The organism is Acetomicrobium sp. UBA5826, assembly GCF_002433005.1.
GTDB lineage: Bacteria > Synergistota > Synergistia > Synergistales > Acetomicrobiaceae > Acetomicrobium.
In genome coordinates this window covers 1-23,668 of the sequence record NZ_DJHF01000003.1, presented here as the reverse complement: position 1 = coordinate 23,668, position 23,668 = coordinate 1, and the positions used below count along the sequence as shown (strand labels likewise).

Below are 23,668 nucleotides of genomic sequence, written 5' to 3'. Positions count from 1 at the left end.
CCACCAGCTCCTTTAAAGGCTTGCCTTTGCTAATTCGTCAAGACCTCCATGACAATCTTTAGGGCCTCTCCTCTGGTAAGGCCTTCTTCTAAATCCCTTTTATCAACGGACAGAATCGGAGATAGCTTTTTATGGGCCCACGAGATCTTATCTTCTTTCGTGGTAATGGGCTTAGGCTCCTCGGAGGGGTAAAGCGCTCGACATAAAGCGAAAATAAATTCTCCCCTTGGGATGGGCTCTTCGCTCATACCGTTATGTAAATCAACTTTTCCTTGACCTCCCAGGTCATCAAGTATAGCACTAAGAAATTCCTTTGCAACTTTCCAGCTCAAAGGCTCGTCCACTCCAAAAATTCCCTTGGTGCGGCCTTTTCGGGAGGCTTGTAAAATGTCATTGTAGTTATCGATCCTCGAGGCTGCGAGCGATGGTAAGCTCTTCGGCTTCATCCAACCCCTAACAGTCGCCATCTGAACGGCTGCCCAGTGGGGATGGCTTTCTGGAACGTCTGAGTAAATACAAAGGGCTAGCCTATCCTTTGCTTCCAATAAAGTTTTCTGTACCTTCATGACATTAACATCTCTGGGCTGCACGCCTTCTTTTACTGCAAGTGCCGCTATCGCACCAACCGCCTGCCCGGTGAGCATGGTTATCGGCTGAAGCCTCAGCGCCCCCGAAGCCAGACGGGTAACGGACAGGTTCTTCTCCGCCACCAGGAATCCGTCCGTCTCCTTCGGAATAAATATCTCGAAGGGAACCTGGAAGGGTCCCAAGGGCTTGTTTTTGGCTATAGACTCCCTGGTTTCGCCGAATTCCGCCTCTAGCTGCTCCGTTTCATCGGCGCCGTGCAAATCAAGCACGTAACGACCTACGGCAAGCGAGCTTCGCAATTCCCTGCCCTCGTTTCTCATGTAACTCTCGGAGTTTTCCCGAATTTCGCGGGACGTCAACGTCTTTATTCCCACAACTCTTCTGCTTTCCCGTACGTAAGGGCGGGGAGGAAAGTGTTTTGCAATCTCAGCGTACTCAGACGGGAGGTGGTCCTTAACGTTCTCGTACGTCGCTTCCGACTCGAAGATGTCAGATGCTACAGACCAATCGCAACCGAGCTCGTTTTGCAGGTAATAGATAAACCCAATGGTTACAAGCATCGCCCTGGCATCCGCTTCTTTCCTGAAAGCCGGATCCTCGAGGTATGTAACGGGAAGGCCGCTTTTCCCCTTATATCCCTCCTTGCCTGGGTAGTCGTTAGCCCAATTAACCTCTGTCTTGGTCAGCATAAGCCAGGTCAAGGGGCTGGAGGCATCGGCGTTTCCGCGGGCCAGGCTGTCTGGCAACCCTCTATAGGCGTTGTGCGTTAAAACGTCCACGGGATATTTAAGGGGGTATCGCTTGAAGGTGGAGCCATCCCTAGCTACATAGGAGATGAAGGTCTTTCTCATATCTTCGTATCCAGGCGGCGGGGTCTTTACTTTAAGCTCATCGGGCACGCCGCCGGGATAGTGTTTTATTACGGCTACCCAAGTAATGTCCTGCACCCTTGCGTCTTCATCAAAACTTCTCGACTCGCTGTCAACTAAATTCTTCCCGACTCTATAATCGGCTCCAGCAAGGGGAAGTAAATCCCCATATTCTGTGGCATCTATCAAGACCTTGCTATAGCATAAAAGCTTGGTTCCGTCCGCCTCTGCAACTATGCCCGTGACTGTTTTGTCGTCGCCCGACTTCAGTACGCTACGCACCTTGGCTCCTGTATAAAGGTCCAAAACGCCGGGCTTCTTATCCCGGGTCGTCTTCCCTTCCCTTACCCCTTTGATCATATTGGCCAACACGTACTCTCCAACATGGGGCTCGAAGGCTACTGTTATGGGAGTCCAGTAGCATGTTCCCAGGGACTTGCCTCGAGAGGAGTAGTATTCAAAAATTCCTTCAAGAAATTCTCCGTAAATGCCCCATCTAGTGCCGTACATATCGTCCATTGTGGAGACAGCGGAGGCGATCATTTGGCCACCTAAGACCGTGGTCTCCTCAAATACCGCCACCTTGACGCCAAGACGAGCCGCCTGAATTGCAGCCCCAAGCCCTCCTGTTCCGGCACCAACCACGATGACATCGTAATCCCTTTTCTCTAAAGCATCAGCCGAGCTTGAAAAGGGCAGCATAACCACCAAAATAAAAACTAACCAAAGAAAAGGAAAGCGCCCTTTTTTCTCTCTCATGATCTTCCCTCCGTATAGTTATCATATCTGCGCACTATAGAGCTAACAAATCAGTCGAGGCTTCAGCAACGCTCTGACAGGATGTAAGTATCATGGCCACACTCAGTTCATCAGCCAATTTTTCGTACAAAAGCCTTACTCCATCCCTGCCACCTCCAAAGACGCCCCATACGACGGGACGTCCTACCAACACGGCACGGGCACCTAAAGCCAAAAATTTCAATACGTCGGAACCGCTTCTGACGCCCCCATCTGCCAACACCATACACCTATCCTTTATTTTTGAGGCAATTTTAGGCAATACAGAAACAGTGCCGGGGAGATCATCCAATACCCTGCCGCCGTGATTCGAAACCACGATGGCACCGGCACCGGCATTACAGGCAGCGACCGCCTCTTCCTCCGTCATTATGCCCTTAACGATCATGGGAAGAGCCGTCTTGCTGCATATCTCCTCCAAAACCTTGCAACTTATGGGTCCTACATATTCCCCCGACTTTCTCATGTTGACCAATCCGGCTGCATCCACGTCGATCCCAACGGCCAAAGCTCCGGCCTCTTCGGCAATTCTTATTCGTCTAATTATCTCATCAAGTTTTCTTGGCTTTATAATGACAATCCCTTTCCCAACCTCAGTCAATGCATCTATCGTTTTTTCGTAGAGATCTCCCGGCCCGTCTCCAATCATTGCGATGGTACCAGCATCCAATGCCCCTTCAAGTTGGGCCTTGGCAAACTCCTTTTCCTCGATCCTGCCGGAGAAATTTACTCTGGCGCCTGCCACGGCTGCGCCGATCACGGGCAACGTCAATTTTTGCCCGAAAAGCTCAACGCCGATGTCGGGTTTATCCACCTCGTGAATGGCTTTCATCCTAAACTTGATCTCGCGAAGCGCTTCATAATTATTTTTAGCGCTGCCTCCGGTGCCTATGCCGCCTATGCCCGGCACTTTTCCGGCACAGGCCTTCATGTCACAAATCGGACACAGATGGCAAATTCCCCTCAAAGCCTCTCTGGCATTTACCAAAACCTCATCCCACTTCATATTCGCACCACCTTGTTTTTATTTGGCTTATAATAATATTAATACTATTTTAAACTAAGACGCAAAAAGGAGTGACCGCTTATGTCGAAGTTTTTAGGAAGACATGCCCTTCACGAGATTACACGCGACCTAACGCTTGCAGCCCAAGGCAAAATAAAGGCAGATACCGTGATAAAGGGAGGACTTGTGGTAAACGTCTTCACGAAGGAGATATTTACTGCAGACATAAGTATATACAAAGGGCGCATCGTCCTCGTAGGGAACGCGGATCACACGATCGGCCCAAACACGAACATTATAGATGCTTCTGGATTTTATTTGACGCCGGGACTTCTTGACGGCCATATGCATGTAGAATCCAGCATGGTCACGGTGACGCAGTTTGCCAGGGCAGCGCTTCCTTGCGGCACTACCACCATCTTCATGGATCCCCACGAGATAGCAAACGTCTTGGGATTAAGGGGCGTCAAGCTAATGGTGGACGAGGGCAAAAATTTGCCCCTAAAAGTGTTTGCCACCATGCCGTCGTGCGTGCCATCGGCACCGGGATTTGAGGATGCCGGAGCTGTCATAACGCCAAGAGAGATAGCCGAGGCCATGAAGTGGGACGAGGTAATAGGCTTGGGCGAGATGATGAACTTCCCCGGCGTGTTAGCAGGCGACGAAAACGTACACGAGATGCTTAAAATAACGATGCAGTCAGGAAAGGTCGTAACCGGACATTACTCCATACCTGAAACGGAGGTAGGCTTACAGGCTTACGCGGCCTCAGGCGTGGCATCTTGCCATGAAGGCACAAGAAAAGAGGATGCCCTGGCCAGAATGCGCCTGGGCATGTACAACAAGATGCGAGAGGGATCGGCCTGGCAGGACATAAAGGCCACCATCAAGAGTTTGACCGAGACCTTCGTCGACGACAGAAGGGCATTGCTCGTCACCGACGACACTCACCCTCACACCATACTGACGCTTGGCCACATGAACCACGTAGTAAAAAGGGCCATCGAAGAGGGCATGAACCCCATAAGCGCCATACAGATGGCTACTATAAACACCGCCGAGTGCTTCAGGGTAAGCCACGAAATCGGAGCTATTGCTCCCGGAAGATGCGCCGATATTCTTTTCCTTAGGGACTTGGCCGATTTTAGCCCAGAGATAGTCATGGCGGACGGAGAGATCGTTGCCCGGGAGGGCAAGTTGACGACGGAACTAAAAGCTTTAAACTATCCCGATTGGGCCTTAAACTCCGTGCGGATAAAACGCGAGCTTTCCGCAAGCGACTTCGAGGTCAAATACGGTGGGCCTGAAAAGGAAGTAACTGTCAGGGTAATCCAAGTGGTCGAGGCAAGGGTAAATACCTTTCACAGTACTGCGAAGCTTAAGGTTCACGACCAAAGGATAGAAGCTGATCTTTCGCAAGACCTGGCAAAGGTCGCCGTTGTAGAGCGTCACGGTGGACCCGGCAACATGGGGATTGGCTTTGTCGGGGGATTTGGCCTGAAGCGGGGGGCAGTGGCTTCCACCGTGGCACACGACAGCCATAACCTTTTGATCATGGGCACCAACGACGCCGACATGGCCTTTGCGGGAAACGTCCTGCACAAGTGCGGCGGCGGCATGGTTGCCGTATGCGACGGCAAGGTGCTGGCCTTGGTAGAGCTTCCCATAGCAGGTTTGATGTCAGATAAACCTGTGGAAGAGGTGGATGCCCATGTCAAGGCCTTGGACGAAGCATGGCATAAACTAGGATGCACCATGGAATCACCCTTCATGACCATGGCTCTGCTTTCGCTTCCCGTAATTCCTGAGCTTCGAATAACCAACAGGGGATTGGTCGATACCTTGAACTTCAAGTTCGTAGACCTGATCGTCTAGTCAATAAGTCGCGGCGAAGGCTTAACCTATATTTTATCCCTCGCCGCGCGTAAATTATAGTTTAATATTTTACTATATCTCAATCCACTGGCCGATGCCTTTGTCTAAGGCCTTTTCATAGGCCAATTGGGCTGTCATCACGTCGTGACTTGCAATGCCCATGAGTACGGCGCCACGACGGCCTTTTCTTACGTGACTTTTCAAGCCTGCACAAAGTTCGCCCATGTCCGCGTAGATCTTATCCTTTGTCGGATAGCCGTCCTGGAAGTAAACTCCCTGCTCCTGTGTCCAAAGGTATTGGCCGGAATCGTCGCACACGAATACGTCTGCCTCCGCCATTACGGGGGCGCAAAAGGACGAGTCGTAGTCCACGGCAATGGCCAGCACGTCTTCCTTGAGACATTCGGCGCGAACGTACCTTTTCGGGTCTTCGACAATCGGGGTACAGGTAACGACGATATCTGCCCCGGTTACTGTTTCCTTTGGATTATCGCAGGCCACAAATTCGCATCCTTCATAGAGGGATGACATATCTTCAACATACCGCTTCGTCTGCGAAGGCATTACGTCGTAAACTCTGACCTGTCGCACTTCTTTAAATACTTCCATCAAAGCCATGAGGTTCATCCTTCCCTGCACGCCTAGACCTATTACTGCGATCACCTTTGAATCGGGGTCGCCCAGGTATTTGGCGCACACGGCAGAGGCGGCCCCTGTGCGATAGGCCGTGATCCAAGACGCGTCCATTATGGCCTTTACCAGCCCCGTATCGCTTTCGTTCAAGCACATGATGCCGCTTATATAGGGTAGCCCCTTCTCTTGGTTGGACGGATAGCCTGCTACCCACTTGATGCCTGAAGCATCAACCTCCCCTCCAATGTAGCATGGCATGGCATGGATAAAACAATCCTTTCTGGGATGTATGCCTATCTTCGCAGGCACGCTCACCTTGCCTTCTCCCTTTAACCTAAACCCGCGCTCCACGGCTTCTATAATGTCAGCCATCTTTATGTTCAGCTCCTCAAGGGAGCTTCTGGAAAGCAGCAAAGATCTCATGTCAATATCCTCCCCTATATTATTTTGGACAGGTAATCCAAAAAGCCATTGACCGAAGAAAGGATGTTGCCCATTTCGCGAACCTTGATGTCCTCGGGCAAATGCGAGAAATCGCTCAAAAGAGGATCCCGTTCAATCAAATAATACGCTACGTCCTCCGGGTCGACAGGTAATCCCTGATGGTCGGATAAATAGTCGCGAATCAGATCGTTCCAATGCAGGAGTTGCCTTTCCTCCAAATCGAGGAACTTATTTACCTCATCAGTATAACCAAAGTGAGCATAGCACATAATGCCTGCGTCCAAAGCCTTTAACTCCTTTATGCTTAAAAGAGCGCTGTCAAGGTAAAATTTCGGCGGCGTAGCCGGGCGTAATATAAACGTGCCGTCGCTAACTCCAGAGTAGGCGAATCCCCTTTTGTAATACGTTCCTGCCGCTTCGCCTGCAAAGAGGATCTTCGACCCAAGATCGTAAAGAAACGAATAATGATGGGATGCATGACCCGGCGTTTCAATCTTGGTTATACGATCCAATCTGACATCTTCCGGCAAAAAGCAAGACTCGTTTACGGGAATGGGCCTGCCGTATGCCAAAGCTACGTCGCCCAACACGTCAACGCTTGATTTCCAAAGACGATCGGGATTTACCAAGTGCCTCTTGCCCTTTGGATGCACCAAAGCCTTGGCAGAGCCAAATGCTTCAAGCAGCTGTCCTAGCCCTCCCGAGTGGTCGAGATGCACGTGCGTCAGTAAAATCAAATCCAACTTCGATATGCCAAGTTCCTCGATATTCTTCACTAAAACGGGCACAGTCGAAGCCGGACCAACATCGACCAACGAGACCCTATCCAAAGTTTTGTCCACGATGAGCCAGCTGCTTAAGAAATGATGAAATCCCTGGAGGTTGTCGATGAGCAGATCGATCAAGGTAATATTGAAGCCTTCTCCAATGTTCAACGTAAACTTGGCGTGCACAAGCTTTTCGTCGGCTATTTCAAGTCATCCTTTCTTCGTATAAAATTTGGAGATATCATGATTTAGATTTTATTCATGATATCCCCTTTATTTTACGCCCTTATGCTACTATACTACGGCGGGTTCCTCTATCAATTCGCCCCTTTCGAAACGGTCATAATTCAATACATCAATCGGTATGGAGCTCGTCCCTGTGACGATAAGCTCAGCAAGGAGCTTGCCTGAAATGGGACCAAACATGAACCCATGCCCCGAAAAGCCCGCGGAGATGTAAAAGCCCTTCACTTCTTTGGATTCCCCAATGACGGGCTGCTTGTCAGGCGACATGTTGTACATGCCGGACCACTGCCTTACGACCCTTACTCCTCCAAGCTTTGGCAGCAGTTTGACTATCACCCTCGACATATGTTCCAGAAAGTTCCACGTGTTTCCAAGGGAGTAATCCTCAGGATGCCCTTCGGGACTACATCCTGCTATTATCGATCCTATTGGCCTCTGCTGTATGTAATAATTGCCGGAAAAGCTCATGAGCATGCAAGGGCAAACCCCGAATTCGACGGGCTCCGTGACCAATATCTCGTGTCTTTCGGAATAGAAGGGAAGCTTAATGCCTGCCATGGCAGCGATATGCTGCGAGTAAGGACCGGCTGCATCCACGACTACCGGGGTATCTATCTCTCCCCTTGTCGTAACGACGCCTTTAACCTCGCCTTTCACCTTTATGCCCGTACATTCAGTAAATTTATAAAACCTCACTCCTTTCTCGCTTGCAGCCTTGTGGTAGGCTATGGTCGTAAGAAAGGGATCGGCATGTCCGTCTCTGTGGTGATAGGTAAATCCGACGGCATCTTCGGCCGAGAGGGTCGGGCATATCTCGTATGCCTCTTCTTTGTTCACCACCCTTGAGGTGATGCCCAAGCTGTTTTGCAAAGCCACATTTTTTTTCAACTGCTCAAATTCGCTTTCTTTATAGGCAACCATGAGGTAGCCGCCCTGATGAAGGCCTATGTCCATTCCGAGCTCTTCATGGAGGTGTTCTAATATCTCGAGGGAGGCCAATCCCAACTGACAGTTCATCTTCGTTCCCCACTGAGCCCTGATGCCGGCGGCACACCTTCCGGTCGAACCTGCCGTTGGAGTATCCTTTTCGAGAACGACGACATCTTTCACGCCCAACTTGGCCAAATTATAGGCTATGGAACACCCCTGAATACCGGCGCCTATAATTACGACATCGGCGCTCCTTTTCCACTCTTCGGCCATCTTATTCGCCCCCTTCTTTCTTCGCTAGCAGTTCCAGTTTCACCGGTTTGGAAGGCGGACGAAAGGTTCCCGGATCAACCTGAGTTATCGGAACGTTTTTCATCTTGGCTATCTCCCTCAAGATGATCTCCCTGCATCCTCTGCCCTGACAGGGACCCATGCCTACTCGCAGGATGTGTTTGAGCTCGTCGAAGGTGTCGTATCCTCTTGCGATCCAGTCCCGTATTTCCCCCATGGTTATCTCTTCGCATCTGCATACGATTACATTTCTTTCCTTTTCTTCTTCTGTCATCTGCTCCTCACCACCCTTATGGCCCTTATCTCCATCACAAAGGATTTGGGGACCACCACATGTACGACTTTAGTTTTGTCCTTCCAGGGCTCCACGACCTTCAAGACTTTTCCCTTAGAAACGACCTTGCCCTCGCGGTTTAGGCATTCGACCTCTTCTCCTTCATTAGGCAACGGTAACATCTCATAGGGCAGCTTAAGAAGAGCCTCTTCGTCGCCTCCATAAGTAAGATCTGCGACGAAACAGGCAAGTCCGGGACATTTAGCAACGCACATAGCGCATCCTGTGCACTTTTCGTAGTCAATCTGCGGGGTATCGTTTATGTCGGCAAATTCCTTTATCGCACCAGTGGGACATCCCGTGTGGCAGGGGTTGCATGGAATCCTCTGGGGACATTCGACGAAGACCAAACCGTTTTTCTTGCTCTCCCAAAGTTCCTTAGGCGGTTCATGCTTCTCGTACATCTCAGGGGGCAATACCCCGCTGTTATAAAGACCTTCGCTTTTGCTCATCTTTCCATACCTCCAGAGCTTTCCATCAGAACCTGTGCTATGCCCTCTCTTATCTTGGCGCTGGCTTCTCCGTTTCTCAAAGCGTTAAGCCTTTCCCAATAGAGAGCGGACTTCTCGCGATACTCTTTATCCTCAACATAACCCAGTTCGTGAGCCATGCTCAATCCCGCAATACGCCCTTCCACCATGGCACTCGAGGCTTCCTCTATGCCTGCAGCGTCGCCGGCTACCCAAACATTCGGGTTAGTCGTGCGCATCGATCTGTCGCGAATTGCGACGTGTCCGCAAAGCTGAGGTATATATTTCATCTCACATCCCGCTTGCCATAAAAGCTCACACGTGGGGTTCAAACCGACAGCCATGCATATGACGTCGCAATCGACGTGGATCTCCTCCCCTATAAAGCCACAGCCTGGACTTATCTGCTGTATTATGGCACCTTCTACTACGTCTTTACCCAAGGCCTCTTTGATGGAGTGCTCCAGTAGGATGGGAACGCCAAGCCTTCTGACCTTGGCAGCATGCACCCAGTATCCACCTATCCTTGGCATCGCTTCAACTATGGCCGCTACTTCTACGCCCGCTTGCAGCAACTGGTAACTCACGATAAGACCTATGTTGCCGGCACCTACCATCAAAATCCTCTTGCCGGGCACAACCCCGTAGACGTTCATGAGCGTTTGTACCGCTCCGGCTCCGTAGACGCCTGGGAGGTCGTTGTTTGGGAAGGGAATCAGGCGTTCTTGGGCTCCCGTGGCCACCAAGATCTTCTTGGGCAAAACCTTAAAGTAATTTTCCTCGCCCTCCATGCAGCTGACCACGCCGTCGTCCTTGTAGTAGCCCAGGGCCGTGCAATTGGTGTAAGTCTCGACCCTATCGCCGTATCCTTTAAGTTCGTCTAGCAACATATCGGATATGACGAATCCCCGCGTGCCCGCTCGCTCGAATGCGGAACCGAAAAACTTATGCGTCTGTTTTATCAGTTGGCCTCCAAGCCTTAGATCGCTATCTACGATCATCACCTTAGCGCCGAAGAATGCCGCCTCGGCCGCCGCAGACAACCCGGCAGGCCCTCCTCCTATCACTAAAACCTCAGTGTTTTTCACTTCGGATCACCTTCGTGATTGAGCTTAATTTTCCCCTTGCCCCGCTGCACTTCGATGCGCATTCCCTCTTTCAACGGAGTTATACAGGTTCGCACGTTAGGCACTCCGTCCACGACCATAAAGCAGGAAGAGCACTTGCCTATGGCGCAAAAAAAGCCGCGAGGCCTCTTCATTTCGGGCGTCTCGCGGTATACCCTAATCCCGTTGGCATGAAGGGCCATGGCTATAGGTTCCCCTTCGAAACCTTCCATTTCCCTCCCCTCGAAGGTGAACTTAACCAACCTGCCATGGCGAAACTCCAGTACCGGGTGTTCCCTGATCAGTTCCAAGCTTTACACCCCCTCGATTAAATTGATCGCTAACATTTTTTCGAAATACTACTAAATTGAAGTTTAAAACAAATTCTTATTCATACAGTATACTACCTACAACCTTCCTCCATTGGTTATAAAAATTATATTAAATTCCTTCAAGCCAATCTTTAACTTAAACTTTCATGTGCTTTCTTTTTCTCGCTCTTAAATGCCACATTGATAAAATACAGCGCTCCTCCCCACACCAAACCTAAGACAATTATCATTGTAATAAGGCTTCCAACGGACATTTGTATCCCCCCTTAGGTGAGTTGTTCTGTATTATCTGGTTTAATGATCTTGGCCAAAGTATTGTTGAATAATATGAAAATCACTATTACGGCTGCCCACTGCAAGAACATAGTTCCAGGGCTATAAGTTTCCAAAGGATTCCACCAAGTTTCAGGGTACCATGTAAATTGTTGATAGGTCCACCAACCACAGACGATAAGAAACATTACAGGAAAGAAAATGATGCAATAGTTCCACCACTTGCCCACGTGTAATTCTGAAACAGGATTGATTATTTCACGCCTTGCCTTTTCTACGCCATATTTCATCATTGCTATGGCAACAAACAAACCACTAACCAATAGACCAACTCCCCAAACCTGATCTTGATTGTTCAAAAATTCAACGTTGATAGCCGAAGGCAAGCCACCCAAGAAACACATTCCTACAACTATTGAAGCAGCTTTTTTTCTTGACCAACCCGCATCGATAAAGAAGCTTTTTATCCCCACTTCATACATAGCATACAAGGATGTTACTGCAGCAAAGCCCATACCAAGGAAAAAGAAAGCAGAGACAAGTCTTCCTAATGGCATTGCTGGCAATAACCTGGCCAACCATATAAAGGTAAGCCCTGTATTACCTGCACCTATCGCTTCGTATAGACTTTCTGGGGCAAGTGCATATATTGTAGGTATAACCGTCATTGCAGCCAATAATGCCGCCGAAGTATCGGAAAGCCCTACAATGAAAGCATTACAACCTATATCTTCCTTAGAACGACTGTAAGCAGCATATGTAGTCATGAAACCCCATCCTGCACCTGTAGACCAAGCCGCTTGCGTAAATGCCTCAAGCCAAACTTTACCGTTTAAAAGCTGAGTGAAGTCAGGGTTGAAGAGGTAATTCAAGCCTCCGATAGCGCCTGGAAGCGTCAATGCTCTTACCATAGCTATTATTAAAAGTAAAAAAAGGGTCGGTATCATAAACTTAGACGCCAACTCTATTCCTTTGCTAACCCCCCTAAAAACCACTATTGCGGCAATAATAACAGCTATTGCATGAAAAATAATACCTTGCCAGGGAGACGAAATAAAACTATTCCAAATATATTCCGTATCTACTCCAGGCTTTAATGTAGTGATACTTAACACGAAATACCTAATTGCCCATCCCATGGTAACTGAATAATAAGCTCCCAAAGCAAGACAGACAAAAGCATGCCAACCCCCCATCCACGTATATTTTTTCCCCATAAAATCCCTAAACGCTCCAACTGAACCCTTCCTTGTGTGCATACCAAGGCACATCTCTGCCATGAGCAAAGGAATCGCCCATACGAATATAGCTATTATGTATGCAACCATAAAAGGGCCTCCCCCATTCGCTGTCGCTACTCTGGGAAATCTCCATAAATTACCCGTTCCAATAGCTTGTCCCATCGCAGCAGTTACAAAACCCAACCTGGTTACAAAAGCATCCTTATCTGTCACTTAGCGCCACTCCCTTCTTATCTCTCAAGGTCAACGCGCAAGCACCATAAAATACTTAAATTTTAAGCATTTTCATACCCCCCTTTTCACGAATTTTTTTATGCCTACCCTAATAATGAGCAAAAGTGAATATAATTGAATAATATCAAATACTACGTTACTGTTATGTAAGATTTAATTATTCATCTGGCAACATAACAAATCTATATGAAACAATATCACACTAAACAAATATAAATGTAATGTATCGTTTGATACAAACCAAAATCCTCAAGGTAAGTAAAGTAACGGAAAAACCTATGCAATATATACATGAAAATATAATTTGTAGATAATTCATCCAAGTCCAACTATTGAAATATATCATAATGTATTTGTTATTCAATATAATTCTGCTTAATTTTGCTGTCAAGATTCGAGTGACTCTATTTCAAATAGTGTGGAAACATTTCTGGGGCAAGAACCCCAGCATCATCTTTTTTTGTATAGACCTCTATGTTTCTTAGACCGAAGAAGATATGTTTCATCATATGGAACTTAATAATTGTCACATACAACAGTACAGACCCTACAAAAGAGAACTGCAGTTATCTTTTGTAGGGTCGCTTAAGCTTTTATATTTAATAGGTAGTGATTTGCTGTCATAAAACCTTTCTTGAAATCCAATGCTTCGGTGTGAATTGATCGGGAGATAACGTGGCCTTGATCTTCATTGTAATATAATAAACAATACCTGTTAAAATATATGTCTGAAGGGGTGGAATTCCAAAAGAGTATTTATAACCGCTGAAATATCCAATTACGATACCAATTATCAAAGAAAGAGTCGCCATTTTATTCCAGCCTCGAATATCCTCCCATTGTTCTTTTCGTAAAAATAAAAAGTCAACAGTCATAATGCTCGCTAATGGCGGGAAAACCACCGATAGAGCGATAAGCCAATCCATAAATTTTTCTAAAATACCTGCAATCCCTAATAAAATTCCCAGAACTCCTATTATTAAAGTGAGAATTTTTTGCGTTTTGGCGTCACGTGCATTTAACATGTTGCCAAAGGATAATCCAGCACTATAAACCGCGACAATTTGACTAGTCCATTGTGCAATAAACAATAAAAGGTATGCCCAAAAGGGATACCCCAAAGCAATCATCAACTGAACTATGTCAAATGTACCTATACCAACGGTCATTATTGCACCCAAGATAATTTCAATAAACCCCACTATAATTAAAAGAGAAGGCATCATAAGAGAATCTCTCCATGTAGGACGATGCATTCTGCTATAGTCAGATATCATAGCCCACTGACATACACAGGTACCAACTACCGTTGAGATTGCAACTGACCACGGCATTCTTTGTGCTGGGGACCATTCTTTTATGCCCGCGATACCCTGACTTTTGATCGCCAAATAGGCTCCCATTGCAAAAAGAAAGATTCCAGCGGGTACTGCTATATAATCCATCCATTTCATTGAAAGATATCCTAAGACCGCGGGTATTATAAAAATTATCCCTAGCACAATCACTAATAAAGCCCAGGGTAAAAATTGTTTTGTATAATCAATGCCCAAAAAAGTACAAAAAGCATTGGCAACCAATGATGTATTAATTGCCCACCATCCGGTGTGCAGCAGGACCATAATTAGAGAAGTTATTATGCGTGCTTGGATATCTCCAAAGCTTTGTCGTGCAATTACAGCACCAGGGAGGCCAGTTTTTGCCCCCAGGTACGCATTAACAGAATCACCTATCCAGGAAAGGATTACTAAACCAATAATTGTTACCCATAGAACTTCCATAATGGTCAATCCCGCGCCGAGACCAGCTCCTGCCATAACAACCGCAAAACTGAATTGAACTCCAGCATATACAATGGCAGGGCCTAACCATGAGCTTCTTTTTTCAATGGGAACCGGATTTAAGGGAACATCGAGCGTTTCCGATTCTGTTGTTAATTTATCTTTTAGCTTCTTCCAGAACCCCATCTGTAATCCCTCCTTAAAGCTAAGTTTATTCAATTAAAATATAGCCTAAGGCCTCGTTTCGTTTAATGCATACACATGGCCTTAGGCTATTAGTATTTTGTGGCAAATTATTTTGTGTCTTCTCTTAATTTCTTTGTTTCTTCAAAGTCTATTGAAAGGTCACTTGGATTTATTGCTACTCCATAGATCTCCTTTGCCATTTCTAATGACAGCAAGCCATCCCTATAATCCTCCAACACTAATTTAGGATCACGCTTTGTAGCCAAACCCCATCCACCACCTCCTCCACTTCTAATGCTTACGATGTCGTTCTTTATAACCGTAAAATTCGAGGCTCTTCCGCCATCCCAAATAACTTTATCATCTCTTGTAATGACTATATGGTTACAGGAACCAAGTTGTCCTCCATCTACTCCCCAAGGTGGGTATTTAATTCTATTAATAGAACAAACCATATTAGCTTCATCGGCCAATAATCTATAATCCTTCTTCATACCAAAACCACCTCTAAAGTTACCATGCCCAACTCCGTCTTCTAAGTTGTATCTCATACATTCGACACGAATAGGGTAATCTCTCTCTATGACTTCAACTGGATGACAATAGGTTTCACCATCTGCAGCAGAAACAAGACAAGATTCGCCGTCTTTATCAATTCCTGCCCCCCAACCCCCTGGGTTAGGTTCGCATAGAATTTTATACTTACCATCCCTAGGATCTATCATGCTTAGGGTTTCGCTTACCACTGATAAAAAGTGACCTGCCGTAAGCTTATCAGGAAAATGAGGAGCCAAAGCTTTCCATATTAAATCTACGGCATAGAACATAGTTTCCCAATAACAACTTACAGGCGCTGGAGGCAATGCATTAAACAGGGAACCTTCTGGGCTTATCACTTCCAAAGGCTCTAAATACCCCTGATTAAGGGGAACGTGAGGATCTGTCAATGCCGTAAAAATAGTTGCAACTGCAGTATATACCCCAGCAAATGTCGTGTTAATAGGAGCTTTAACTTGTTTCGGATTGTCAGTAAAATCAGCTATGAATTTATCATCGGTTATCTTAACTTTTACTGTTATTTTTAAATCTTCATCCATGCCTTCATATTTTTCTATAAATTCTTCCGCATAAAACTCACCCTTCTTTAAATTAGCCAATCTATTTTTTGCCATAATTCTGCCATCGTTTATTCTATCGTCCATCGCCTCTTTAACAAGCTCAGTCCCATATTTACCGCATAACTCATTTACTCTTATATATGCGTATCTTAAGGCCGCAGCGAATGCTTCTAAATCTCCATAGACAAAATCCGGAATTCTGCTATTGTGCAATATTAATCTTACTACCTCTTTATTTAACTTCCCTTCTTTATAAAAGTGTGAGGTAGGTATAATAAGTCCTTCCTGAAATATTTCTGACGCATCTGGCCCCCAACTTCCAGGGTTCATTCCTCCTACGTCATTAACATGTCCTCTTATAGTTGCCGTTGCTATATGTTCATCCTTATAAAATATAGGCATTGCTAAAGCGACATCATTCAGATGGGTGCTGATTCTATATGCGTCATTTATGACAAATATGTCCCCCGGCGCAAAACCTAAATCATACTGTTTTGCATCTTCCATTACTGCTCTTGCAACCATCGGCATGATCCCGAGAAATACTGCTATACCTGTGCCTATGGATACTAAATCACCTTTGGCATTTGTAAGAGCTGGAGCAAAATCAAAAGTTTCGTAAATTATGCTACTTTTAGCAGTTCTTATCGTTGCCCAAAACATTTCCTTAGCTATACTATCTAAAGCTCCTTTTATTATCCTAATTGTTACTACATCTTTAACCATTTTAATCACCTCTAATTATTTAACGGTGGTATTAAAAACCAAAGAACTTTAGAGGGTTTTGTTGTATTATTTAAAGTATAATGAGGCGTACCGGGATCGTTATAAAACATTTCTCCCTCTTTTATTTCTCGCTCTTCTTCGTCATTAGCAATTATTACGTTTCCTTCAAGCACATAGCCAAATTCGTGAGAGTTTTCATGAATACTAAATCCGGACTCAGGCAACTTTGCTAACGGCTCCACCTTTAGGATTCCAATTTCCACTGCATTTGCCAACTTAAAAATTGTCTGTGCCTTGTTAATCGCATTTTCCCAAGAATTTGAACATGACAAAATATGCGTTCCCACTTCCCTACTCCCCTCTCCTAATAACAAGGTCTCCATATTCATTCAATGTTGCCACATAATCCCTGGTAACTATAATTGTCGAAGTATCTGACTCAATTATGCATGGACCTGAAAGCGTGACCGAATTTGGAAGTTGTTCTCGTTTATATATAGGCATCAAGATATTTTCTGAACCATTAAACACCAATCGCTTTTCCAATAAGGCATCCTGCAACGAACCATGATTTATTTGTTTCTCAACTTTTGGACGATCAACCCTATATAATCCCGTTGTGTCACAATTAACTATCTCGACTGTGCTGCCTGGCAAACTGAAACCATACTCTCTATTATGGGTGTCATGAAATGCTTTCAATATATCTTTAACTTCCTCGACTCCCAACCTGCCGTTGGGACATGGGATTTTTACTGTGTGGGCTTGGCCTTCATATTTCATATCCACATACCTCAGTATTTCCACCTTATTTGGGTCAATGTTTTCACTCCTGAATGCAGCCTTGATTTTTCCCTCTAGGTCATTAAACGTCGAGTTTATAACCTCAAGAGTATTCTCAGGTTCTTCTACAGATATTGTATTAGTTTGAACTAATTGGTGTTTAATATCTAAGCCCAGCATACCCCATGCATTAAAGACGCCACTTTGAACTGAAGGAATTATTATTTGAGGTATTCCCAAGTCTTCTACAATAAATGGTGCCATCATAGGGCCAGACCCACCATGAGCTATTAGAGAAAACTCCCTTGGATCAAAGCCTCTCCTCATAGATATTTGTCTTATAAGATTTGACGAATTTTCATTTGCCACTACAATTGCTCCATAAGCAGCTTCTTTAATACTGATATTAAGTTTCTTTGCGATATTGGCAAAAGCCTTTTCGGCTAAGTCCTTATGAATCCTCAATTTGCCCCCAAGTAAATAATTTGGGTTCAAATATCCAGTTACAACATATGCATCTGTTAATGTAGGTTCATGACCTCCCATGCCATAACATGCCGGTCCAGGCCTAGATCCCGCAGCTTCTGGCCCAACTTGCAAATTCCCAGCCTCGTCAACCCATACTATACTTGTACCACCTGTACCTATCTCGTTAATATTTAAAACCGGAACTCTTGTAGGATAACCTGCATGCCAATCGTCTTGTTCGATCCAGTATTCCGTATTGATTTGTGGTGTTAAGTCCTTGGCAAGGCCCGCTTTTGTGGTTGTACTTCCTCCATCTATTACCATGATATTATTTTCCTGTAACACTTCAGATATCATTATGCCACCCATAAAACCCGATATAGGCCCTCCCTCTACGGTAATAATTGGAAACTTTTTAACGTAGTCCGAAGTAGCCATGCCCCCTGAAGCCAAGGTCAAATAAAATGTCCCATTAAAACCCTTTTCACTGAGGGCTATTTCCAATTTTTCAAGATAATTTACGAAGATTGGATGGACGTAAGCATTCAAAACGGCAGTATTGAAACGCTCATATTCTCGCCATTCTCTGCTTAAATCGCTTGAAATCGTAACAAGAGGTGTTGTAACACCATGTTCTATAAGTGTTTGTTCCACTATATTTTTAGCCTTTATTTCATGAATAGGATTAATATAGCTATTTATAAACCCTATTGCGATAGCATCTGCGCCTTTGCTAAGAAGTGATGCAGCTGCTAATTTAACGTTTTGCTCATTCAATGGTTTATATATACTTTTATCAGAGTCAATGCGCTCTTCGACCCATTCTGTCATATATTTAGACACGAAAGGAGTTGGCTTTCTGTACTTAAAATTAAAAACATCTCTTCTGTTAGCTCTTTGTATATCTAAAATATCATATCCAGATGTTGTGATAAAACCAACGTTTCCCCCGCTTTTGGTTATAATCGTATTTATTACCACAGTTTGGCCATGAATTACTTGACTAGCTTCATTTAGAAATACACCTCGGCTTTCTAACTCTTCAAAACCTCTTATCACACCTTCCTCAAAATTTGGCGGCGATGATTCTACCTTTACCCATTCTGTTTTTCCCGTTTCTAGGTTCGACGCATACAAATCAGTAAATGCGCCTCCAATATCCACCCCTATTCTCCACGACATTTTTAAGCCTCCTATTCCATATTAAGTTACATTTTATATTTAACATTTCCTTAAATGAATTAATTAAACTATAATTAATATGCTAAGAAACTTGAAAATACAATATCAAGATATTGCTCTATCAACAAATTATTAAAAATATAGTGGAAATTAATGTAAAGATAATCTCTTAATTAATGGTATATACATAATTATGATATGTGAATAGAATACCTCTGACAAATTAGCGAGATTTAATTAATAGTATTTTTGATAAATGTACCTCCCTGCATAATAACACATATCCTACTTCTATCCTGTAATAAGCTGATTTCATTTAGTGGATCCCCATCTACAACTATTAAATCTGCGAGTTTGCCAGGTTCGATAGTTCCTACTTTGTCGTCCATACAAAGTATCGCTGAATTCACTCTTGTTGCTGACACTATAGCCCCCATTGGTCCAAGAACACGGGCCTTAAGTTCCAATTCCATCGCTTTATAGGGCTGAGCCGGACCTATGACATCCGATCCCGATCCAATAACAACTCCTTCATGGTATGCATTTGTAACTGCCTCAATTGCAGTCTCGTAAACCATCTTCATCTTTCTTAAAAAATAGTCAGGGATGCCAAATTCTTCTCCTTTTCTCGTCATTACTTCATAAGTCGTCAGCGTTGGCACATACCAACAGTCTGCATCATGTAATAATTTTGCAGTTTCACGATCCATAAAATTGCCATGTTCTATGCTTTTGATACCAGCTTTTACACAATTTTGTATGCTTCTATTCGAATAACAATGCGCCAAGGCATATTTCCCTGCAGAATTAGCTTCATAAGCTATAGCCTCCAGCTCTTCTAAGCTATATTGACAAGCATCGGGCTCGTCAGTCGGACTTGAACATCCTCCGCCTGCCATTATTTTGATGTGATCAGCTCCACGACGAAGTTCTTCTCTGGCAGCTTTCCTCACTTCGCTAACACCATCACAAATGACACTGCAACCTAATATCTCATCATAGGGATTTCTTCGATCCGTAGACAAACGACAATCACCATGCCCACCTGTCATTGAAAGAGGCCTCCCGCTCACCTTTAATTGAGGCCCCTTTATTAAACCTAATTTCTGAGCTTCTCTAAATCCAGCATCAACTCCCCCGGCATCTCTGCAAGTTGTAAAGCCCTGGTATAAAGTATCTTCCATTACTTTTAAAGCTTTAATAATAAGCATGCTTGGGTGATTTTGCCTGGGCTGCTCATTCTCGTCTCCGTCAAAAAGACCTACATGGATGTGCGCATCAATCAATCCTGGAAGCAATGTTTTTCCATAACAATTGACTGTCATGGCATCAGCTGGAATTGCCATTTTAAACTTGCCTACTGTAATCTCGCGAATCACACCATCTTCCACAACTATGGTTGCTGGACTTAGGGGATCGCCCCCCTTCCCGTCTATGAGTGTAGCATCACGAAAAATTATGAGAGCCAACGAATCACCTGCTTTAATATGAGACAATAAATATAGTTTAAATACGATACAAGAAATAGCCGACAATGATTATTGCTGCACAAGCATTACAAATAACTAGTTTTGCTCACTATACTGCATTTCTTTTAAAATCCATTTTTTAGGCGTAAATTGATCTGGCTTAATCTTCGCTTTTAAACGCATAAGACAATAATAGACAACCCCTGTTACAATAAATGACTGTACTGCCGGAATTCCAATCTCAATGATATTTTGAGTAACATAACCAACCAACAAACCAACAACGAGACCTACAGTTGCCATCACGTTCCATCCAGGTATTTCATCCCATTCTTTATTTCTGAGTAACAAAAAGTCTGTTGCCATTATTGAAGCAATAGGCGGATAAAGAAGGACGAATAATAGGAGCAATCCTTCATATCTGGATAAAACTCCTAGCAGCGCAGCTATAATTCCCCCAATAGCTCCCAATAAGGTCATAATTGCTCTACCTCTGTTTGTCTCTATATTAAACATGTTACATAATGCCAAACCAAGACTATAGTTATTGACAAGTTGCGTTGTCCATTGTGCTAGAAATAGCAAAATAAAAGCTTGAGCGGGAAAACCTAATTGCACCATTATTTTAATTAAATCCCATTCACCTCTACCTATAGCTAAAATAGCACCAATAGAAAACATAGCAAATCCTGTTACCACAACCCCCGATGGCATTAAAATACTATCCTTCAGACGAGGTTTGCAGTACCTGCTGTAATCTGAAATCATCATCCATTGACAAATATTAGGTCCTAGCAACAAAGATACCGCTGTCACCCAGGTTATCGTAGGAACAGGGTCCCATGCAAATATCTGCGCCCAACCCAGATCTCTTACAGCAAGCCATAACCCCCAAACCATGACCAACACGCCACCTGGAACCGCTATGTAATCCGTCCACGCCATGGAGGTATAACCAAGCACAGCAGGTATAGCAAAAACGAGACCGCACACGATGGTAACCATAGCCCAAGACCAATATTGCACAGAATAATCAATACCAAACATCGTGCTCATAGCATTGCCCGCTATTGCCGTTTGTAAAGCCCACCAGGCCCCGGAATTAAATAAGACCACAAAAGCAACCAATATTCTCGATTGAGCAACTCCAAAGCTGGATCTCGTTATGACCGATGACGGTCTTCCCGTCATGGCTCCAAGATAACTGTTTACTGCATTACCTGCCCATGTGATTATCACTAACGCAAGAAGAGTCAATAAGAAAAATTTTTGCAAACTATAGCTGCCGATTACCATGGCACCAACCATAGAAACTGAAATAGTGAACTCACAACCTGCATAAATTATGGCTGGAGTTAACCATGAAGTCCTATTATCAATAGGCACAGCTTTAATTGCCGAATCTTCAGCGCCACCAGAAAAAGCCGAACTACCTTTGTCTTTGCTTGCCATTCAGACACACCTCCCACTTATCTATTTAAAGTTAAAGGTTTGATTATAACGCTTATGAAATCTGAGGATCGGAGTGTTATCTGAAATATTAATATTTCTCCTCACGTAGTTTATAAACATTACCCACTCCGATCCTCTTTACTGCACATTATTACCTGATACAATTTACATGACTAATGACACATATTTGGGATAAATATTAAATAAAGTGAAATTTAAAAATTAAAAGAAGAAATGCGTTCTAAATCTAATCAAATGATCATCTTTTAAATCATTGTCGAACTCTTGCCATCCATCATCGTAATCAACGTTATCATAGGCAAGTTCAAATTTTACGTTTGGGGTATACCAATACTGTACTCCTAAGCTCCAATTTGAGATGTCGAAATCCCTTCTGCCACTGTAAACATGACTAGCGTAACCTTCTATATCATGATTGTATTGCCCAAAACGTTGAAAAGTGGACCATTTATCGGACCATTTTTGTTCTAATCTAACAAATATTATCTCCCTTTCCCAAACGTTAGCCACTGCTGGTCCGGAAAGCATCGGCGTAACTTCAACAGCAAAAAAAGTATCCCAAGGTTGAATTGCAGTCTTAAAATAAGAATCTATTTTAGCATATTCTAGCCATACTCTAGTAAACTTTAAAACATCTTGGCTTATATCCAATACTAACTTATAAGCATTTGGAGAATCGTCGAAGTGCGAGTATTCAGAACCGGAAGGCCCATCGTGGTCTTGAACGAAATATACGCCTCTCAAATCAAATCCTGGAGTAAAAGTCAAGGTAAAATCAGTCCAGTAAACAGCCGAATCATATAGGCCATATTCAAATAAATCATTCTTTTTTACTTTATCGTTTGCCATATCGTAAAAATATCGTGGGGCTCCTTGAGTCCACTTTGTGGTTTTTACGCCATCGTTGTCGTAGTCGTACCAAATTCCAGTCAGTGCAATTCTAAATTTGTCGTTCATCTGCCAATTCATACGTAATCCATAGTTGTAGTTATCAGTGGCTCCTCCTATATGAGTACCTTCTATCTCCATAGGATCTTCGTTATGAGACAGGAAAGCTGACAAATCGCCTTTTGCGAAACGCTTGGAATAATAAAACCCGGTAGGACACTGGTTAGTGAACCAGGCATCTTCTACATCACCAATATATAAACCCGCATCAGCCTCCCAATCATACCACCACAAGCCTATCCACATGAATGAATCATCCGTAGGTGCAATGGTAACAAAATATCTCCACCATTGAACATCAGTATTGTCGTTATTGCACAAATCCAGTCTTGCAGTAAACGAAGTCCTTTCGTCCATTTGTTTAAATAACCAAAAATAAAACCTACCAGTATCAAATTCCGTATCTCCCGCCTGATGTTGTTCAGCCGTCGTATGATCGCTATTAGCATATGCTCCATCAGCTTTGTCCGACCATCGAGCATCAAAACGAACCTCGCCAAAGAAGTTCCATCCTCCGAGGTTCTCTTCGAGGACAGCTACGCGCTCGTCAAGGGCATCTACTCTTACGCCTAGGGCATCGAGCTCATCCTTGAACTCTACGACGAGTTTCTTCAACATCTCGACGTCTTCTTTGCTGGCCTTATCCATGTCGACAGTAGCAAGAGCCCTTGCCACGAGCATGGACATCTCATACCTCGTCATGGGTTGGTTACCCCTGTAGGTACCATCGGGATAACCCTGAATTATCCCCTTTGCGGCCAGCTGAGATATGGCGTCGTAAGCCCAGTGGTTCATGGGAACGTCGACGAAGGGATTGGCCGCAAATGCGGGAGCCGCAAATGCCACAAGGGCAAATACAGCTACTAAAGCTAATAACTTCTTCATGTTCGTTTAACCCCCTTGGTTAATATATATTTTGCGGATCGGCAAGGACTTTGTGCTTTCGGGGGTCTTTTAAGGAAGTTTCCTCGTTTCCTTCTCTTTCCCCACGAAAGGTATCTTCCGTCCTGCCCTTTTTCCGCCTTCCTCACCCGCTCTCCCTTTTTGGCCGGGGGTCTTCGCACCTCCTTTCCGTGCCTTCGGGGATCGACGCAGGT

General features: G+C 44.5%; 19 protein-coding genes. 1 reads left to right on the top strand and 18 read right to left on the bottom strand.

Going from position 1 to position 23,668, the window contains the following annotated elements:
• Positions 1-29: 29 nt before the first annotated feature.
• Positions 30-2,216 carry an FAD-dependent oxidoreductase gene (locus B3N34_RS00220; RefSeq protein ID WP_286973743.1) on the bottom strand — a complete coding sequence of 729 codons (2,187 nt, stop codon included), beginning with the start codon at positions 2,214-2,216 and terminating at the stop codon, positions 30-32.
• A gap of 34 nt (positions 2,217-2,250) precedes the next feature.
• Positions 2,251-3,261, bottom strand: a complete 1,011-nt coding sequence (locus B3N34_RS00215) for an alpha-hydroxy-acid oxidizing protein (protein WP_286973740.1) — start codon at positions 3,259-3,261, stop codon at positions 2,251-2,253.
• Positions 3,262-3,342: 81 nt separating this feature from the next.
• Here B3N34_RS00215 and ade point away from each other — a divergent pair, with 81 nt between their 5' ends.
• Positions 3,343-5,136: an adenine deaminase gene (gene ade / locus B3N34_RS00210; protein WP_286973739.1), complete on the top strand. Its 1,794-nt coding sequence runs from the start codon at positions 3,343-3,345 to the stop codon at positions 5,134-5,136.
• A 72-nt stretch (positions 5,137-5,208) separates the two neighbouring features.
• Here ade and B3N34_RS00205 read toward each other — a convergent pair whose 3' ends face one another.
• The 16 genes from B3N34_RS00205 to B3N34_RS00130 all read right to left on the bottom strand — a co-directional run bounded on the left by B3N34_RS00205 (position 5,209) and on the right by B3N34_RS00130 (position 23,456).
• Positions 5,209-6,192, bottom strand: a complete 984-nt coding sequence (locus tag B3N34_RS00205; RefSeq protein ID WP_286973738.1) for an ornithine cyclodeaminase family protein — start codon at positions 6,190-6,192, stop codon at positions 5,209-5,211.
• Between the two features lie 14 nt (positions 6,193-6,206).
• Positions 6,207-7,166, bottom strand: a complete 960-nt coding sequence (locus B3N34_RS00200) for an MBL fold metallo-hydrolase (RefSeq protein WP_286973737.1) — start codon at positions 7,164-7,166, stop codon at positions 6,207-6,209.
• 108 nt (positions 7,167-7,274) lie between these two features.
• Positions 7,275-8,429 carry an NAD(P)/FAD-dependent oxidoreductase gene (locus B3N34_RS00195; protein WP_286973736.1) on the bottom strand — a complete coding sequence of 385 codons (1,155 nt, stop codon included), beginning with the start codon at positions 8,427-8,429 and terminating at the stop codon, positions 7,275-7,277.
• A 1-nt stretch (position 8,430) separates the two neighbouring features.
• A complete protein-coding gene (locus B3N34_RS00190) occupies positions 8,431-8,721 on the bottom strand; it encodes a (2Fe-2S)-binding protein (protein WP_286973735.1) in 291 nt (96 codons plus the stop codon).
• Positions 8,718-9,233, bottom strand: coding sequence for an NADH-quinone oxidoreductase subunit I (locus B3N34_RS00185; protein ID WP_286973733.1), 516 nt, complete (start codon positions 9,231-9,233; stop codon positions 8,718-8,720). Before B3N34_RS00185 ends, B3N34_RS00190 begins: the two co-directional genes overlap by 4 nt.
• Complete coding sequence (locus B3N34_RS00180) at positions 9,230-10,339, bottom strand: NAD(P)/FAD-dependent oxidoreductase (RefSeq protein WP_286973730.1); 1,110 nt, start codon at positions 10,337-10,339, stop codon at positions 9,230-9,232. Before B3N34_RS00180 ends, B3N34_RS00185 begins: the two co-directional genes overlap by 4 nt.
• The gene (locus tag B3N34_RS00175; protein ID WP_286973728.1) at positions 10,336-10,668 is read right to left on the bottom strand and encodes a (2Fe-2S)-binding protein; all 333 of its coding nucleotides are present in this window, start codon (positions 10,666-10,668) and stop codon (positions 10,336-10,338) included. The genes B3N34_RS00180 and B3N34_RS00175 overlap by 4 nt, the downstream gene beginning before the upstream one ends.
• A gap of 152 nt (positions 10,669-10,820) precedes the next feature.
• On the bottom strand, positions 10,821-10,943 hold the full coding sequence (locus B3N34_RS00170; protein ID WP_286973725.1) for a MetS family NSS transporter small subunit: 123 nt from the start codon (positions 10,941-10,943) through the stop codon (positions 10,821-10,823).
• Between the two features lie 12 nt (positions 10,944-10,955).
• Complete coding sequence (locus tag B3N34_RS00165; protein ID WP_286973722.1) at positions 10,956-12,416, bottom strand: sodium-dependent transporter; 1,461 nt, start codon at positions 12,414-12,416, stop codon at positions 10,956-10,958.
• Positions 12,417-13,057: 641 nt separating this feature from the next.
• Positions 13,058-14,404 (bottom strand): purine-cytosine permease family protein, encoded by a 1,347-nt coding sequence (locus B3N34_RS00160; protein WP_286973721.1) that lies wholly within the window; start codon positions 14,402-14,404, stop codon positions 13,058-13,060.
• A 107-nt stretch (positions 14,405-14,511) separates the two neighbouring features.
• A complete protein-coding gene (locus B3N34_RS00155; RefSeq protein ID WP_286973720.1) occupies positions 14,512-16,248 on the bottom strand; it encodes a hydantoinase B/oxoprolinase family protein in 1,737 nt (578 codons plus the stop codon).
• Positions 16,249-16,259: 11 nt separating this feature from the next.
• Complete coding sequence (locus B3N34_RS00150; RefSeq protein WP_286973718.1) at positions 16,260-16,595, bottom strand: cupin domain-containing protein; 336 nt, start codon at positions 16,593-16,595, stop codon at positions 16,260-16,262.
• Between the two features lie 4 nt (positions 16,596-16,599).
• Complete coding sequence (locus tag B3N34_RS00145) at positions 16,600-18,681, bottom strand: hydantoinase/oxoprolinase family protein (RefSeq protein ID WP_286973716.1); 2,082 nt, start codon at positions 18,679-18,681, stop codon at positions 16,600-16,602.
• Between the two features lie 233 nt (positions 18,682-18,914).
• Positions 18,915-20,150 carry a metal-dependent hydrolase family protein gene (locus B3N34_RS00140; protein ID WP_286973714.1) on the bottom strand — a complete coding sequence of 412 codons (1,236 nt, stop codon included), beginning with the start codon at positions 20,148-20,150 and terminating at the stop codon, positions 18,915-18,917.
• A gap of 96 nt (positions 20,151-20,246) precedes the next feature.
• Positions 20,247-21,602 (bottom strand): purine-cytosine permease family protein, encoded by a 1,356-nt coding sequence (locus tag B3N34_RS00135; RefSeq protein WP_286973713.1) that lies wholly within the window; start codon positions 21,600-21,602, stop codon positions 20,247-20,249.
• Between the two features lie 222 nt (positions 21,603-21,824).
• Positions 21,825-23,456: an S-layer homology domain-containing protein gene (locus B3N34_RS00130; protein WP_286973712.1), complete on the bottom strand. Its 1,632-nt coding sequence runs from the start codon at positions 23,454-23,456 to the stop codon at positions 21,825-21,827.
• Positions 23,457-23,668: the final 212 nt, after the last annotated feature.

What these genes read in the sequence shown, in the direction of transcription:
- B3N34_RS00220 (WP_286973743.1), bottom strand. Translation starts at nt 2,216, where the DNA reads ATGAGAGAGAAAAAAGGGCGCTTTCCTTTTCTTTGGTTAGTTTTTATT.
- B3N34_RS00215 (WP_286973740.1), bottom strand. Translation starts at nt 3,261, where the DNA reads ATGAAGTGGGATGAGGTTTTGGTAAATGCCAGAGAGGCTTTGAGGGGA.
- ade (WP_286973739.1), top strand. Translation starts at nt 3,343, where the DNA reads ATGTCGAAGTTTTTAGGAAGACATGCCCTTCACGAGATTACACGCGAC.
- B3N34_RS00205 (WP_286973738.1), bottom strand. Translation starts at nt 6,192, where the DNA reads ATGAGATCTTTGCTGCTTTCCAGAAGCTCCCTTGAGGAGCTGAACATA.
- B3N34_RS00195 (WP_286973736.1), bottom strand. Translation starts at nt 8,429, where the DNA reads ATGGCCGAAGAGTGGAAAAGGAGCGCCGATGTCGTAATTATAGGCGCC.
- B3N34_RS00190 (WP_286973735.1), bottom strand. Translation starts at nt 8,721, where the DNA reads ATGACAGAAGAAGAAAAGGAAAGAAATGTAATCGTATGCAGATGCGAA.
- B3N34_RS00185 (WP_286973733.1), bottom strand. Translation starts at nt 9,233, where the DNA reads ATGAGCAAAAGCGAAGGTCTTTATAACAGCGGGGTATTGCCCCCTGAG.
- B3N34_RS00170 (WP_286973725.1), bottom strand. Translation starts at nt 10,943, where the DNA reads ATGTCCGTTGGAAGCCTTATTACAATGATAATTGTCTTAGGTTTGGTG.
- B3N34_RS00160 (WP_286973721.1), bottom strand. Translation starts at nt 14,404, where the DNA reads ATGGGGTTCTGGAAGAAGCTAAAAGATAAATTAACAACAGAATCGGAA.
- B3N34_RS00155 (WP_286973720.1), bottom strand. Translation starts at nt 16,248, where the DNA reads ATGGTTAAAGATGTAGTAACAATTAGGATAATAAAAGGAGCTTTAGAT.
- B3N34_RS00145 (WP_286973716.1), bottom strand. Translation starts at nt 18,681, where the DNA reads ATGTCGTGGAGAATAGGGGTGGATATTGGAGGCGCATTTACTGATTTG.
- B3N34_RS00135 (WP_286973713.1), bottom strand. Translation starts at nt 21,602, where the DNA reads ATGGCAAGCAAAGACAAAGGTAGTTCGGCTTTTTCTGGTGGCGCTGAA.
- B3N34_RS00130 (WP_286973712.1), bottom strand. Translation starts at nt 23,456, where the DNA reads ATGAAGAAGTTATTAGCTTTAGTAGCTGTATTTGCCCTTGTGGCATTT.